At 64.0% G+C, this 12,735-nt stretch carries 11 protein-coding genes; 9 read left to right on the top strand and 2 right to left on the bottom strand.

What is annotated here, in order from left to right; all coding sequences use genetic code 11:
• Positions 1-31 precede the first annotated feature (31 nt).
• On the top strand, positions 32-1,216 hold the full coding sequence (locus tag JOF28_RS08515; protein ID WP_209705366.1) for an ABC transporter substrate-binding protein: 1,185 nt from the start codon (positions 32-34) through the stop codon (positions 1,214-1,216).
• Positions 1,217-1,361: 145 nt separating this feature from the next.
• Positions 1,362-2,114, top strand: coding sequence for a GntR family transcriptional regulator (locus JOF28_RS08510; RefSeq protein WP_209705365.1), 753 nt, complete (start codon positions 1,362-1,364; stop codon positions 2,112-2,114).
• 9 nt (positions 2,115-2,123) lie between these two features.
• Here JOF28_RS08510 and JOF28_RS08505 read toward each other — a convergent pair whose 3' ends face one another.
• Together JOF28_RS08505 and JOF28_RS08500 are read right to left on the bottom strand one after the other, a co-directional pair.
• Positions 2,124-3,005, bottom strand: coding sequence for a sugar phosphate isomerase/epimerase family protein (locus tag JOF28_RS08505; RefSeq protein ID WP_209705364.1), 882 nt, complete (start codon positions 3,003-3,005; stop codon positions 2,124-2,126).
• Positions 3,006-3,123: 118 nt separating this feature from the next.
• Positions 3,124-4,173: a LacI family DNA-binding transcriptional regulator gene (locus JOF28_RS08500; RefSeq protein ID WP_209705363.1), complete on the bottom strand. Its 1,050-nt coding sequence runs from the start codon at positions 4,171-4,173 to the stop codon at positions 3,124-3,126.
• Positions 4,174-4,327: 154 nt separating this feature from the next.
• Between JOF28_RS08500 and JOF28_RS08495 the strand changes: the two genes are divergently transcribed.
• From JOF28_RS08495 to JOF28_RS08465, 7 genes are all read left to right on the top strand, one after another.
• A complete protein-coding gene (locus JOF28_RS08495) occupies positions 4,328-5,782 on the top strand; it encodes an aldehyde dehydrogenase family protein (RefSeq protein ID WP_209705362.1) in 1,455 nt (484 codons plus the stop codon).
• Positions 5,783-5,833: 51 nt separating this feature from the next.
• Complete coding sequence (iolD, locus tag JOF28_RS08490; RefSeq protein ID WP_209705361.1) at positions 5,834-7,783, top strand: 3D-(3,5/4)-trihydroxycyclohexane-1,2-dione acylhydrolase (decyclizing); 1,950 nt, start codon at positions 5,834-5,836, stop codon at positions 7,781-7,783.
• Positions 7,780-8,607 (top strand): HpcH/HpaI aldolase family protein, encoded by an 828-nt coding sequence (locus JOF28_RS08485; protein ID WP_245189910.1) that lies wholly within the window; start codon positions 7,780-7,782, stop codon positions 8,605-8,607. The genes iolD and JOF28_RS08485 overlap by 4 nt, the downstream gene beginning before the upstream one ends.
• Positions 8,604-9,548 (top strand): NAD(P)-dependent oxidoreductase, encoded by a 945-nt coding sequence (locus JOF28_RS08480; protein WP_209705360.1) that lies wholly within the window; start codon positions 8,604-8,606, stop codon positions 9,546-9,548. The genes JOF28_RS08485 and JOF28_RS08480 overlap by 4 nt, the downstream gene beginning before the upstream one ends.
• Positions 9,549-9,679: 131 nt before the next feature.
• On the top strand, positions 9,680-10,657 hold the full coding sequence (locus JOF28_RS08475; protein WP_209706930.1) for a substrate-binding domain-containing protein: 978 nt from the start codon (positions 9,680-9,682) through the stop codon (positions 10,655-10,657).
• Positions 10,658-10,679: 22 nt separating this feature from the next.
• Positions 10,680-11,726 carry an ABC transporter permease gene (locus JOF28_RS08470; protein ID WP_209705359.1) on the top strand — a complete coding sequence of 349 codons (1,047 nt, stop codon included), beginning with the start codon at positions 10,680-10,682 and terminating at the stop codon, positions 11,724-11,726.
• Positions 11,723-12,643, top strand: a complete 921-nt coding sequence (locus JOF28_RS08465; RefSeq protein WP_209705358.1) for an ATP-binding cassette domain-containing protein — start codon at positions 11,723-11,725, stop codon at positions 12,641-12,643. The genes JOF28_RS08470 and JOF28_RS08465 overlap by 4 nt, the downstream gene beginning before the upstream one ends.
• The last annotated feature ends 92 nt before the right edge of the window (positions 12,644-12,735 follow it).

Genomic DNA, 12,735 nt, shown 5'->3' with positions numbered 1-12,735 from the left:
AATAGAGAAGAGCTCAATGGTGAGTAAGAGTATGAAGAACAAAGCCGTCGCCGCTGCCGCGTTAACTATGGTTTTCGGGTTCGGGCTTACTGCCTGCGCCCCTCCAGGGGCCACCGCGAGCGAAGACGTGCAAAAAGATGACAAGCGCACGGTGGAACTGCAGCCCGACGAAACTGCTGACGGGTTTGACCTCGACGCGCTTATTGACGCGGCAAAGGGTGAGGGCCCGATCACGATCTATGACGAGACGGGCAAGGTCACGCAAATCGCTGAGGCCTTTACCGCCAAGTACGGGATCGAGGCTGAGGGCATCAAGATCGAAGCCAATGCTGTCGACAAGATCAAGCGCGAGAGTGCTTCTAACAACATCATCGCTGACGTGCTAGCCATTTCGGACCCAGCGACCGTATATACCGAGCTGCTCGCAGATGAAATCGTCACGAACTGGGTTCCAGGAGACACCTACGACAAGCTGCCTGAGGAGGCGCGCTATCCCTACCTAACGAGCGGCAACTGGCTGTGGTGGACCTACAACACAGAGGTTTACGGAGATACTTGCCCAGTTTCAAATATCTGGGAACTGACTGACGAGGACTGGAAGGGCAAGATTTCCATGCCTGATCCGGAGGCTCGTGCCATGTACAGCAATATCTGGAACCAAGCAGCGCGGGATCAGGATGAAGCCTTCGCAGGAGCGTATGAGAAGCTCTATGGCAAGGCTCTCGAAACTGATGAAGCGAGTGCGTTTCAGGAGTGGCTGAAGCGGTTTGCTGGGAATTCCCCGGCGGTTTTTAAGAGCGATGAAGAAGTTTCGGAAGCCGTAGGTGCCCCAGGTCAGGCGAACCCTTCCATGGGGCAAATGTTTGCTGCCAAGTACAGGAATAATGACGAAAAGGGATTCTTCAATGCTCCCTGTGCAGGCCTGGAACCCTTCGTTGCAACCCCGACTCCGCAGACCATGCAGTACGTAACGAAGAGCAAGAGCCCCAACGCTGCGAAACTATACATCCACTTTGCCACCAGTCAGGAAGGCATGGAGTTCATCATGCCGGATGGAAAGCGGTCGTATAACCCCGAAGTTGTGGCGCCCGAGGACAGTCATGGTCTCGATCCTCTGATCGCAAACGAAGCACAGCCATTCAGTACGGAATACCTTGAGGACGACTATAAGAACACAGTCAAGTGGCAGGATTTCTGGCGCTCGAACCGCCAGTAACCTTCCATTGTGAAATGCAGAGCGGAGGGGTCAGATTCGCTATCTGGCCCCTCCGCGTTGCGGATTTACGTGCAGTGTTAGTGAGTGGAAGGCCTTAGCATGACTGAAGGTGGGCACGATTCAGCGCAATGGAAGGGGAGCTGTGATGCGAATCGAATTCGATACTGCGTTCGAACCAGTTGACCACGCAAGTTCAATACCGTTGTACCTGCAGATCGTTTTCCAGGTTGATGGTGCATTGCGCGGTGGACGGTTGACCCAAGACGCCCTACTCCCTTCGGAGTCAGAGCTATGTGCCGGGTTTAATGTTGCCCGCTCAACTCTTCGTAGGGCGATGTCGAGACTTGAGGACCGCGGCATCGTCTCCAGGGAACGGGGGAGGGGTAAAGGCACGCGGATCCTCCGTGCAGCACCAATTACCCGAACGCCGGGTAGTTTTGCAACTATTTTTGACGAGATTTCTGCTTCGGCTCGGCGCCCAGTCACGAAGTTGCTCGTCTTTGAAGAGCTCATCATCGATGATGAGCTCGCAGATCTCACAGAGCTGCCGATCGGAGCTCGCATTGCTCACACGTTGAGGCACCGCAGCGCGAATGATGAGCCCATCGCCGTTCTCGAGAACTGGGTCCTATCCGAATACATGGACTTTGCGCCGGAGCGCCTCGAAACAGAAAGTATGGAGATGTTGCTGCGGGAAAGCGGTGCGCGAACGCACCATGCTGAGTTCGAGTTTCAAGCGATGCTCTTGGGGGTCAATTCGGAGTTCTTCGGACTCGACGCGGGGACACCTGTGGTCAAAGAAGTGAGACGAGTTTTCAATAGCCGTCATCAGTATGAGTACTCCGAGCATATCTGCCACCCAGAAAATGAACGTTTGCGTGGAGTCGCTGCGCCCTAGGCCACCTAACTACGCGACCAGGCGCCGATCGGCCTCCGCGAAGCAGGCGAGCGTCGCCTCGCGAGCGGCGGCGAGCCCCTCGGCGAGGGGCAGCGTGCGGTGGTGATCCGAGAGGATCTCGACGCCCCAGGGGCCGTCGAAGCCCGTCGCGCGCACCGCGTTGATAAACGCGGGCACATCAAAGCTGCCATCGCCGGGCAGCAGCCGGCGGTGAATGGTGTCCTCGAAGAGGGTGCCGATCGTTTCGGGCGCCGCGTCGTTGAGCTCGACCGAGAACACGTACTCGCCGGGCAGTGATTCGGCGATCACCGCGTAGTCGGTGCCGGGCCGGGCGACGTGCCAGATGTCGATGCACAGCCCGCCCGTCGGGTTCGCGACCTGCGTCACCAGCTCGATGCCGGCCTCGAGCGAGGGGCCGTGGGTGGCGAATGGCAGAAACTCGTAGGCGATGCGGGTGCCGTGTGCGGCGGCCTCGGTCGCGAGGGCGTCGAACGCTTCGGCGAAGGTGGTCGGGTCGACGGGATGCCCGCCCGTTTCGGGGCCCACCTTGATGGTTTGGGCGCCGAGCACCTCCGCTGCCTCGAGGAGTTCGCGCCGCACTCGGTCGGACTTGGGCCGCCGCTCGTCACTAGCCCACCAGTGCTCGATAAGTTCGACCTCAACGTGAGTGATGCCGTTGTCGGCCAGCATGAGCCGCAAATCGGCCAGCGTGTGGTCGATAAGAAATGCCTCGAGGTCGGCGTGCACGAGCCCGAAGCCCTGCCAGCCGCCCGCGGCCGTGGCGGCGATGCGCTCGGCGACGGGAATGGGGCTAAGTGATTGGCCGGCAAGCGGCAGGGCGGTGCCCGCGGTGGTCCAACAGGTCGCCAGCAGGCTCGGTGCAGTGGTCACGGTGCTCCTTCGCGGGGTGAGCAAGCCAAATGTGGCAGTTGCATCACCCTAGCAAAGAACTACTAGCACGTGCTAATGGTTCGAATAGGGAAGCATCGCAGCACTGTTGCCGCCCCCGCTACCGCGGTGCTGCTGTGCTGTCGCGCACCCACAGCGTCGGAGTGACGCGCGACACCGAGAGCTCGCTCGCAGGCTGATCGAGGCGGGCACGAACGGCCTCGAGGGCGAGCTGTGCCATATGATCCGGATCGGGCCGCACGCTCGTGAGTCGCACGAACGGCAGCGCTGCCGCACTGCTGTCGTCGAATCCGATCACTGACACATCCTCGGGAACCCGCACCCCGGCGCGCACCAGGGTCTGCAGCGCGCCGATCGCGCAGTGGTCGTTCACGCACACGAGCGCGGTGGGTCCCTGTGGGCTGTCCAGTTCTTGCAAGATTTCGGTGGCGGCGCGGTGGCCGCCCGCTTCGGTGAAGTCGCTTTCGATCACGCGGGCAGGGAATGCGCGAGTGGCCATTGCCGCGAGATAGCCGTGTAGGCGGTCGGCCGCGTTGGGCCCTGACTGTGGCCCCAAGTAGGCGATGCGTTCGTGGCCCAGATTGGTCAGGTGTGAGACCGCTAGCTCCAGGCCGGCGCCGTTTTCAAGCGTGACCCGGTCATGGGGGGCGGCTGAGTTCGGGCCGCCCAGTAGGAGTGCGGGGACACCGGTGGGCAGTGGCACTTGCTCGTTGTCACTGTCGCCCGCATCCAGCACAATCAGCGCCTCGATGCGCTGGCGCATGAGCTCAGCAAGGGCTGTCTCCTGCGAGCGCGTGGAACCCATGGTGCTCAGCGCGAGGGAGAACCCGTAATCGCCCGCGCGGCGATACAGCGCCTCAACCAGATCGACCTCGAACGGCTGACGCATGGTGAAGAGCACGCCGATCTGGCCGCTGTGGCGCCTGCGCAGCATGCGTGCCGAGTCGTCGGGGTGGTAGCCCAACTCGCGTGCCGCCGCGAGGATGCGATCCTTCGACGCTTCGCTCGCGCCAGGAGCTCCACGCAGCACGATGGACACGAGTTGGCGCGACATTCCCACGCGATCGGCGACATCCTGCATGGTGGGCCGGGCAGGGAGCGCGGTGCTCGAGTCGCGTTCGAGGGCAGTCGCATCATCACGTGTGGTCACGCGTCTATCGTGCCATGCCGGGCTCGCCCCAAAGGCAGCGGCCCGCGCCCGGCGCAGGCGAGGTTGACGTGGCAGGCCACATGTGCTTACAATTTGGACCGGTCCAAATCATCGGTCCAGATCAACGTCGACGGGCAAGGCAAGGGCGCACGACATGAGTAATCACGGCACACACGAACACGGTAACTTCGGTCTCCTCATCGGAGGTGAGTGGCGCGAGGCAGCCACGGGCGCCCGCGGCGAGGTACGCTCACCGTTCGACGGTCGAGCCGTCGGAGAGGTCGCCCTTGCAAATGAGGCCGACGTCGAAGCCGCACTCAACGCAGCCGAACGCGGCGCCGCCGTCTGGCGCCGTACCCCGGCCCACGAGCGCGCCGCGATCCTGCAGCGCGCCGCCAACCTCGCCGACGAGCGGGCCGACAGCATCGGCGCCATCATCTCGGCCGAGAACGGCAAACCGCTCGGCGAGGCGCTGGGTGAAGCCCGCCGCTCGGGCGCGATCATCAGGCTCGCCGCGCACGAGGGCACCCAGCTCTACGGCGACTCCCTGCCCCTCGACGCCAACCCCGGCACGGGCCAGAACAAGGTCGGTTTTACGCTGCGCCAGCCCGTGGGCATCGTCGTCGCAATCACCCCCTTCAACTACCCGGCGCTGCTCGTGCTGCACAAGCTCGCTCCCGCGCTCGCCGCGGGCAACGCGGTCATTCTGAAGCCCGCGGGCGCTACGCCGCTCACCGCGCTCGCCCTCGCGCAGCTGTTTGTCGAGGCCGGCCTCCCCGAGGGCGTGCTGTCGGTCGTCACCGGATCGGGCGGCACCATCGGCGACGCACTCGTGAGCGACGCCCGAGTGCGCAAGATTTCATTCACCGGATCAACGGGGGTGGGCGAACGCATTTCTCGCCTCGCCGGCATCAAGAAGCTCTCCCTTGAGCTCGGTGCCTCATCGCCGACGCTGATTCTGCCGGGCGCCGACCTCGAAAAGGCCGCGACCGCGGTGGCCGCTGGCGGCTACGTCAACGGCGGTCAGGTCTGCATCTCGGTGCAGCGCGTCATCGTGCACAGCGATATCGAGCGAGACTTTCTTGACGCCCTCGTACCCAAGGTCGAGGCGATTCGCATGGGCGATCCCTTCGCGACCGGTACGACGCTCGGCCCGCTCATCACCGAGCGCGAGGCAGAGCGTGTCGAACGTAGCCTGGCGCAGGCCGTGAGCGAGGGCGCACAGTTGTTGACGGGTGGCGTCCGAGACGGCGGATTCGTCTCGCCTGCAATCGTGGCCGGGGTGCACACGCGCCAGGCGATTGCCCAGGAGGAGCTGTTCGGCCCTGCTGTCGCCGTCACTGCGGTCGACTCGTTTGACGCCGCCATCGAGGCTGCAAACGGCACCCCGTACGGCCTCGCCGCCGGTGTCTTCGGGGGCACCCTCGCCGAGGGGATCCGGGCCATGCGCGAGATCGATGCCGGCAGTGTGCACCTGGGATGGACGCCGCTGTGGCGCGCTGACCTGATGCCGTATGGCGGGTTCAAGGCCAGTGGCTACGGCAAGGAGGGCGTGCGCTCCACGGTCGAAGAGATGACCGAGGTCAAGACCGTCATCATGCACAGCTAACGCGCCGCCACCACTTTTCACACTTTTAATCGCTCAGCAAGGAGCACAGCAATGGTGCAAGGACTCTCGGGTAACACCGTCAGGCTTACAGTTTCTCAAGCAATCGTTCGGTACACGGCAGCCCAGTACACGGTCGCCGATGGCGTACGGCGGCGTTTCGTGCCCGCCGCACTGGGCATTTTCGGCCACGGTAACGTCGCCGGGCTCGGCCAGGCGTTTGCGCAGTACGCAGACGTGCTGCCCTTCGTGCAGGGCCGCAACGAGCAGGCAATTGCGCACCTCGCCACGGGGTTCGCAAAGGCGGCCAAGCGCCGCCAAACCCTCGCCGTCACGGCCTCGGTGGGCCCGGGCGCCACGAACCTCTTGACCGCGGCGGCACTCGCCACCGTCAACCGGATCCCACTACTGCTGTTGCCCGGCGACACCTACGCCACCCGCCGCCAGGGCCCCGTGCTGCAGCAGATCGATCTGCCGGGCACCCCCGATGTCACCGTGAACGACGCGTTCCGCCCAATCTCGCGCTTCTTTGATCGCATCAATCGCCCCGAGCAGCTGCTCACGGCGCTGCCGCAGGCGTTTCGGGTGCTGGCGAACCCCGAAGAAACGGGCGCCGTCGTGCTCTCGTTGCCGCAAGACGTGCAGTCGCACGCCTATGACTTCCCCGTCGAGTTCTTTGAGGATCGCGACTGGGTGATCCGGCGCCGCGTGCCCGATGCCGCCGAGATCGCCGAGATCGCGAGCAAGCTCAGGCGTGCGCGCCGGCCCCTGATTATTGCGGGCGGCGGCGTGATCTACTCTGATGCGCAAGAGCAGCTCACCGAGCTGGGGCGCCGCACCGGCCTGCCCATCAGCGAGACCTTCGCGGGCAAGGGCGCGGTGTCTGAAGATGGTCCGTTCCGCGTCGATGGGATCGGCCTCGAGGGGTCGCCCGAGACGAACCGGCTGGTTGAGCGCGCCGATTTCGTGCTGCACATTGGCACGCGCCTGACCGATTTTGCGACGGCCTCGCAGTCGATTTTCCAGCACCCCGAGGTGCAGTTTGCCTCGATCAACGTGGTCGAACACGACGCGGTGAAACAGGGCGCGTTTGCCGCGGTCGCCGACGCCCGGCTCGCGCTCGAGCTGCTCACCGGGGTGCTGCAGAGCTACCAGGTTGATGCCGAATGGGCCGCTGATATTGCGGCAGCGCGCGCGAAGTGGGCTCCGGTGCGCGCGGCGGCGCTTGATCCGGATCAGGTGTTTGATAAGGCCACCCGCCCAGAGGTGCCCGATACTGATGCCATCCTGACGCAGGGCCAGCTCATTGGCCTGCTGCAGGAGCACGCGCAGCCGGGCGACACGATCGTGGCGGCGGCCGGTGGCCCTCCCGGCGACCTGCAGAAGGTGTGGGATGCCACCAACGGGCGTCACGCGCACCTCGAGTTTGGGTTCTCGTGCATGGGCTACGAGCTGCCCGCCGCGATGGGTGTGCGGCTTGCTGACCCCGACCACAGCCACCGCGTCACCGCGTTCATCGGCGACGGCACGTTTGTGATGGCGCCCACCGAGATCGTGACGGCGGCGCAAGAACGCATTCCCTTCACCCTCGTGGTTTCTGAAAACCACGGCTACCAGGTGATTCGTCGGCTGCAGATGTGGCGCACCGGCGAGCACTTCGCCAACGAGTTTCGGTACCGAGAAGAGGGCGGCTCGCTCGCAGGCTCTGACGCTGGCCGGCTCGAGGGCGACTACTTGAACATCGATCTCGTGCAGATCGCGGCAGGCCTGGGTGCCGTGGTGCGCAAGCCGTACACCGCCGATGAAGTGCGTCAGGCACTCGCCGAGACCCGCGATGTGCAGGGCCCGGTCGTGATTGTCGTGCCGACCATTCCGCACGTGGATCTGCCCGGCTCTGAGGTGTGGTGGGATGTTTCGCCGGCTGAAGAGTCAGCGGGGCCCGACACGAGCGCTGAACTCGCGAGCTACCTTGAGGGCCGCGCGAATCAGCGGTGGCACGGATGAGCGCCGCACAGGCAGGCTCTGCTCAGGCAAACGCCGTTCAGGTGAGCACCAGCCCGCTCGCCGCGGGCCGCGCCCTGCGCGCACGCTTTCTCGCGCGGGAGCCCACCGTGGGCACCTTCCTCGGGCTCGGGTCAGTGACCTCGGCCGAGGTGTGTGCCTCGGCCGGACTCGACTGGGTGCTCGTTGATCTTGAACATGGCGGCGGTGACGAGGCCGAGGTCGGTGCCGTCGTTGCCGCGGCCGGGGCTTACGGCGTGGCCACGCTCGTGCGCGTGGAAACTCCCGATCGCATTCGTGTTGGGCGCGTGCTCGACGCTGGGGCGGCTGGGGTCATGCTGCCCCGCATCTCGAGTGCAGCAGAGGCAGCTGACGCATTGCGCCACCGGCTCTATCCGCCCGAGGGCGATCGCGGGGTGGCGACCTACAATCGTGCGGCCCGCTGGGGCGGCGAGGTCGCTGCTCTCGACGCCGCGAATGACCGCGCGGTGGGAATCGTGCAGATCGAAACCGCGGGGGCGATGGACGAACTCGACGCGATCGCGGCGACGCCAGGGGCCGACGTATTGTTCGTTGGCCCGCAAGACCTCAGTTATGCGCTGGGGGTGCCCAGGCGCTTCGATGAACCGGTGTTTCAGGCCGCCCTCGACCGCGTGGTTGCGTCGTGCGCGGCACACGGAAAAGTGGCGGGTATTTTGACGAACGATCGAGCGGGCGCCGAGGCGTATCTCGCACGCGGCTTCACTTTTATCGCCATCGGATCAGACGCGACGCTGCTGGCCGCGACGGTGCGCGGTGCGCTGCCCAACCTAGGGCGTGCATCATGACCGCCGGTGTGGGCAGTCCCGGAGATCAGGCGTCCGCTCTTCAGCCGCCCGCCGTACTGGGCCCGATCGTCGTGGGTCTCGGGCCCGTCGATCCGGCGCTCGTGACGCCATTTCTGGGCGAGGACGTGCAGTTCGTGAGCAATCCCTCGCCGGGCGACTTCGCGGTGGCGCAGGGCGCCATCGTGCGCGCGGCCTACGATGTTGACGGCCCGCTGCTTGATCGCATGCCCGCTCTGCGAGTGGTGGCGCGCACCGGCGTGGGGGTCGAGCGGGTCGACGTCGCCGAGGCTGAAGCCCGGGGCATCGTGGTCGCCACCACGCCGGGAAGTAACGCCAGGGCGGTTGCCGAGGGCGCGTTTGCGATGCTGCTGTCGCTGGTGAAGCGCGTACCCGAATCGCACCGCTACGTCGCTGCTGATGAGTGGGGATCGGGCCCGGTGCCGGTGCCCGGCGACGCGCACGGTTTGACGCTGGCGATCTTGGGCTATGGCCGTATCGGCCGCATCGTGGCCGGGTTCGCGACCGCCTTTGGCATGCGTGTGCTGATTCACGATCCCTTCGTACAGGCCGACGACTTCGAGAATGTGTCGCTGGCTGAGGCCGTCGCTCGCGCAGATGCACTCACACTGCATTTGCCCGGGGGAGACGGCGAGCTCGTGCCGCGCGAGCTGCTGGCCACGGCGAAGCCCGGCCTGGTAGTGGTGAACTGTGCCCGGGCTGAGCTGATTTCGACCGCCACGATCGTGTGGGGGTTGGAGTCTGGCCAACTGGGAGGGGTGGGTCTTGACGTGTTCGAGAGCGAGCCCACGCACGCACACCCGCTTGCGCACGACCCGCGTGTGCTCTTGAGCCCGCACACCACCGGGCTGTCAAAAGCCGCGATGGCAGCGACATTTCAAATGGCAGCCGAGGCTGTTTCGAAAGCTTTGCCCAGAAGTTAGCGGGTTGTTACCCAACCTTTACCCGAAAAGTCGCCAGAGCGCGGATCTTGGGGTACTGTACAAGTCAGAGCTAATCTTTGTAACGACATTAGTTCAATCAACACGATGGAGTGAAGACAATGAAGTCAAATATGAAGCGTTGGAGCCGTGCCGGTTTTGCCGGCGTCGCAGCAACCGGAGCCCTGCTCCTTGCCGCCTGTGGAAGCCCCGCTGGTGCGGGCGGAGGAGCCGCTGGTGGTGACGACGCAGCACCCAAGACGGAAGAGCTGAAGGTTGCGCTGATCACGCACGCAGCCCCCGGAGACACCTTCTGGGACACCATTCGCGCGGGCGCCGAGAACGCAGCGGATCTCAACAACATCAACCTGCTCTACACCTCTGACCCCGATGGTGCCCGCCAGGCACAGCTCGTGCAGCAGGCTGTCGACCAGGACGTCGACGGCATCGTCGTCACCCTCGCCAAGGCCGACGCCATGTCGGGCGAGGTCGAGAAGGCGATCGCCGCTGGCATCCCCGTCTTCAGCATCAATGCGGGCGAAGAGGAATATAAGGATCTGGGCATTCTGGCGCACTTCGGCCAGAACGAGTTCATCGCTGGCCAGGCTGCAGCTGAACAGCTCAACGATGCGGGTCTGAAGAAGGCCATCTGCGTGATCCAGGAGCAGGGCCACGTCGGCCTTGAGGCGCGTTGCGAGGGTCTTGCCGATAAGTTCGAGGGCACCTCTGAGGTCCTGTACGTACAGGGCACTGATATGACGAACGTCTCCTCGACGATCACCTCGAAACTGCAGACCAACAAGGACATCGACGCCGTGCTGACGCTCGGCGCTCCGTTCGCCATGACAGCGGTTGACGCGATCTCAGATGCGGGGAGCTCGGCAAAACTAGCCACCACCGACCTGAACCCCGACGTTTACGCAGCCATTAAGGATGGCACGATGCTCTTCGGTATCGACCAGCAGCCGTTCATGCAGGGCTACGAGTCAGTTGAGGCTGTGCGCCTGTTCACCGATGGCGGTTACGTCCTCGGTGGTGGCCAGGCCGTGCTCACCGGTCCCGCAGTCGTGAACGCAGACAACGCCGAGAGCGTTGCCGCGCAGTTCAAGTAATGCCGCGAGAGAGTTGAATTCTATGTCTACAGCTACTGCGCCAAAGTTTGACGAACGAGTGGCCTCGGGCAACCTGTTCACGCGCTTCTTTACGAAGCCTGAATCGGGTGCTGCGACCGCCGCCATCGTCTTGGCGATCATGTTTGCGGTGGTGTCACCGCAGTTCACCCAGCCTGAATCCATTGCCACGATCCTCTACGGTGCCTCTACCGTGGGCATCATGGCCGTGGGTGTCTCGCTGCTGATGATTGGCGGCGAGGTCGATCTGTCGGCCGGCGTCGGCGTCATCTCATCTGCCCTGTCTGCCTCGCTATTCATGTACTGGTTCGGCGGCAACGTGTGGGTCGGCGCGATCATCGGTCTCGTCTTCTCGCTGCTGGTGGGGTTGATTAACGGTTGGCTGTTGACCAAGACGAAGCTCTCGAGTTTCATCATCACCCTGGCCACGTTCTTCATGTTGACGGGCTTGAACCTGGGTGTCACGCGTCTGATCACGGGCGGGGTTGCGGCCCCTTCGATCGCAAACTGGCCCGGCTTCGAGTCGGCAGCCGCAGTGTTTGCGTCGGATATTCCGGTATTCGGGGTCAAGGTGAAGATCACGGTCTTCTACTGGATCCTGCTCGTGATCATCGCTACCTGGATCCTGAAGCGCACCCGCGCCGGTAACTGGATCTTCGCCTCGGGCGGCGCTCCCGATGCGGCTCGCGCCGTGGGCGTGCCCGTGGTGCGCACCAAGATTCTGCTGTACATGGGCGTGGGTTTCTGCGCCTGGCTGCTCGGCATGCACCAGCTGTTCGCATTCAAGACGGTGCAGTCGGGTGAGGGCATTGGTAACGAGTTCCTCTACATCATCGCCGCGGTGGTCGGTGGTTGCCTCATGACCGGCGGTTACGGTTCGGCCATCGGCGGCGCCATCGGCGCCCTGATCTACGGCATGGCCCTCAAGGGTGTCGTGTACGCAGAGTGGAACCCTGACTGGCTCAAGTTCTTCTTGGGCGCCATGCTTCTGGGAGCGACCGTGCTCAACTTCACGCTGCAGCGACGCGCAGCCCGGGGAGGTAAAAAGTGAACGCTACAATTACTGCCAACGCACCGCTCGTAGAGCTACGCGAGGCCGAGAAGCGCTACGGCAACATCATCGCCCTGCGCGATGTCAGCCTGAAGGTGAGCGCAGGCGAGGTGATGTGCGTGCTGGGCGACAACGGCGCGGGCAAATCCACGCTCATCAAGATCATTGCAGGTCTGCACCAGCACACCGGCGGCGAATTCTTGATCGAGGGCGAAGCCGTCAAGCTGGGGTCACCCCGTGAGGCGCTCAACCGCGGTATCGCAACGGTGTACCAGGATCTCGCGGTGGCCCCGCTGATGCCGGTGTGGCGCAACTTCTTCCTCGGCTCTGAAAAGTCCAAGGGCAAGGGGCCGTTCAAGCGCCTCGACGTCGAGTTCATGCGTGCGACCGCCAAGCGTGAGCTGCTCGACATGGGCATCGACTTGCGCGATGTCGACCAGCCAATCGGCACCCTCTCGGGTGGCGAGCGGCAGTGTGTGGCGATTGCGCGCGCGGTGTACTTTGGCGCAAAGGTACTCATCCTCGACGAGCCCACTGCCGCCCTCGGCGTGAAGCAGTCGGGTGTCGTGCTGCGCTACATCATCCAGGCCCGCGACCGTGGCCTGGGCGTGGTATTCATCACGCACAACCCGCACCACGCCTACCCGGTGGGCGACCGATTCTTGCTGCTGAAGCGCGGCCAGAGCATCGGTTACCACGAGAAGGAGAATATCTCGCTCGAGGAGCTCACGGGGCTGATGGCAGGCGGTGCCGAGCTCGAACAGCTCGTGCACGAGTTGCGCCAGGTGGGTACGAGCACCGATACCGTGCGCACCATTCGCGACGAAATTGAGGAAGACGGGGCTGCGGGCGTGGGTCGCATCAGCGTCACCGAAGTCGTCAAGGTGATTCCGATGGAAGAGGACGACGGCCGCTAACTGTAGTTCGATGCCGGATCGCGAAGAGGGGTGCCCAAATGGGCGCCCCTCTTTGCCTTGATTTAGCTCCGCTCAGAGATTTCAGCTCGAGC

This window comes from Leucobacter exalbidus (assembly GCF_017834145.1).
Classification (GTDB): domain Bacteria; phylum Actinomycetota; class Actinomycetes; order Actinomycetales; family Microbacteriaceae; genus Leucobacter; species Leucobacter exalbidus.
The sequence above is the reverse complement of the archived record's forward strand: the minus strand, read 5'-3'. Positions and strand labels throughout refer to the sequence as shown.

Excerpts from the sequence above, each read along its gene's own strand:
- JOF28_RS08475 (WP_209706930.1), top strand. The coding sequence starts at position 9,680 with ATGAAGCGTTGGAGCCGTGCCGGTTTTGCCGGCGTCGCAGCAACCGGA.
- JOF28_RS08515 (WP_209705366.1), top strand. The coding sequence starts at position 32 with ATGAAGAACAAAGCCGTCGCCGCTGCCGCGTTAACTATGGTTTTCGGG.
- JOF28_RS08485 (WP_245189910.1), top strand. The coding sequence starts at position 7,780 with ATGAGCGCCGCACAGGCAGGCTCTGCTCAGGCAAACGCCGTTCAGGTG.
- JOF28_RS08480 (WP_209705360.1), top strand. The coding sequence starts at position 8,604 with ATGACCGCCGGTGTGGGCAGTCCCGGAGATCAGGCGTCCGCTCTTCAG.
- JOF28_RS08510 (WP_209705365.1), top strand. The coding sequence starts at position 1,362 with ATGCGAATCGAATTCGATACTGCGTTCGAACCAGTTGACCACGCAAGT.
- JOF28_RS08495 (WP_209705362.1), top strand. The coding sequence starts at position 4,328 with ATGAGTAATCACGGCACACACGAACACGGTAACTTCGGTCTCCTCATC.
- iolD (WP_209705361.1), top strand. The coding sequence starts at position 5,834 with ATGGTGCAAGGACTCTCGGGTAACACCGTCAGGCTTACAGTTTCTCAA.
- JOF28_RS08470 (WP_209705359.1), top strand. The coding sequence starts at position 10,680 with ATGTCTACAGCTACTGCGCCAAAGTTTGACGAACGAGTGGCCTCGGGC.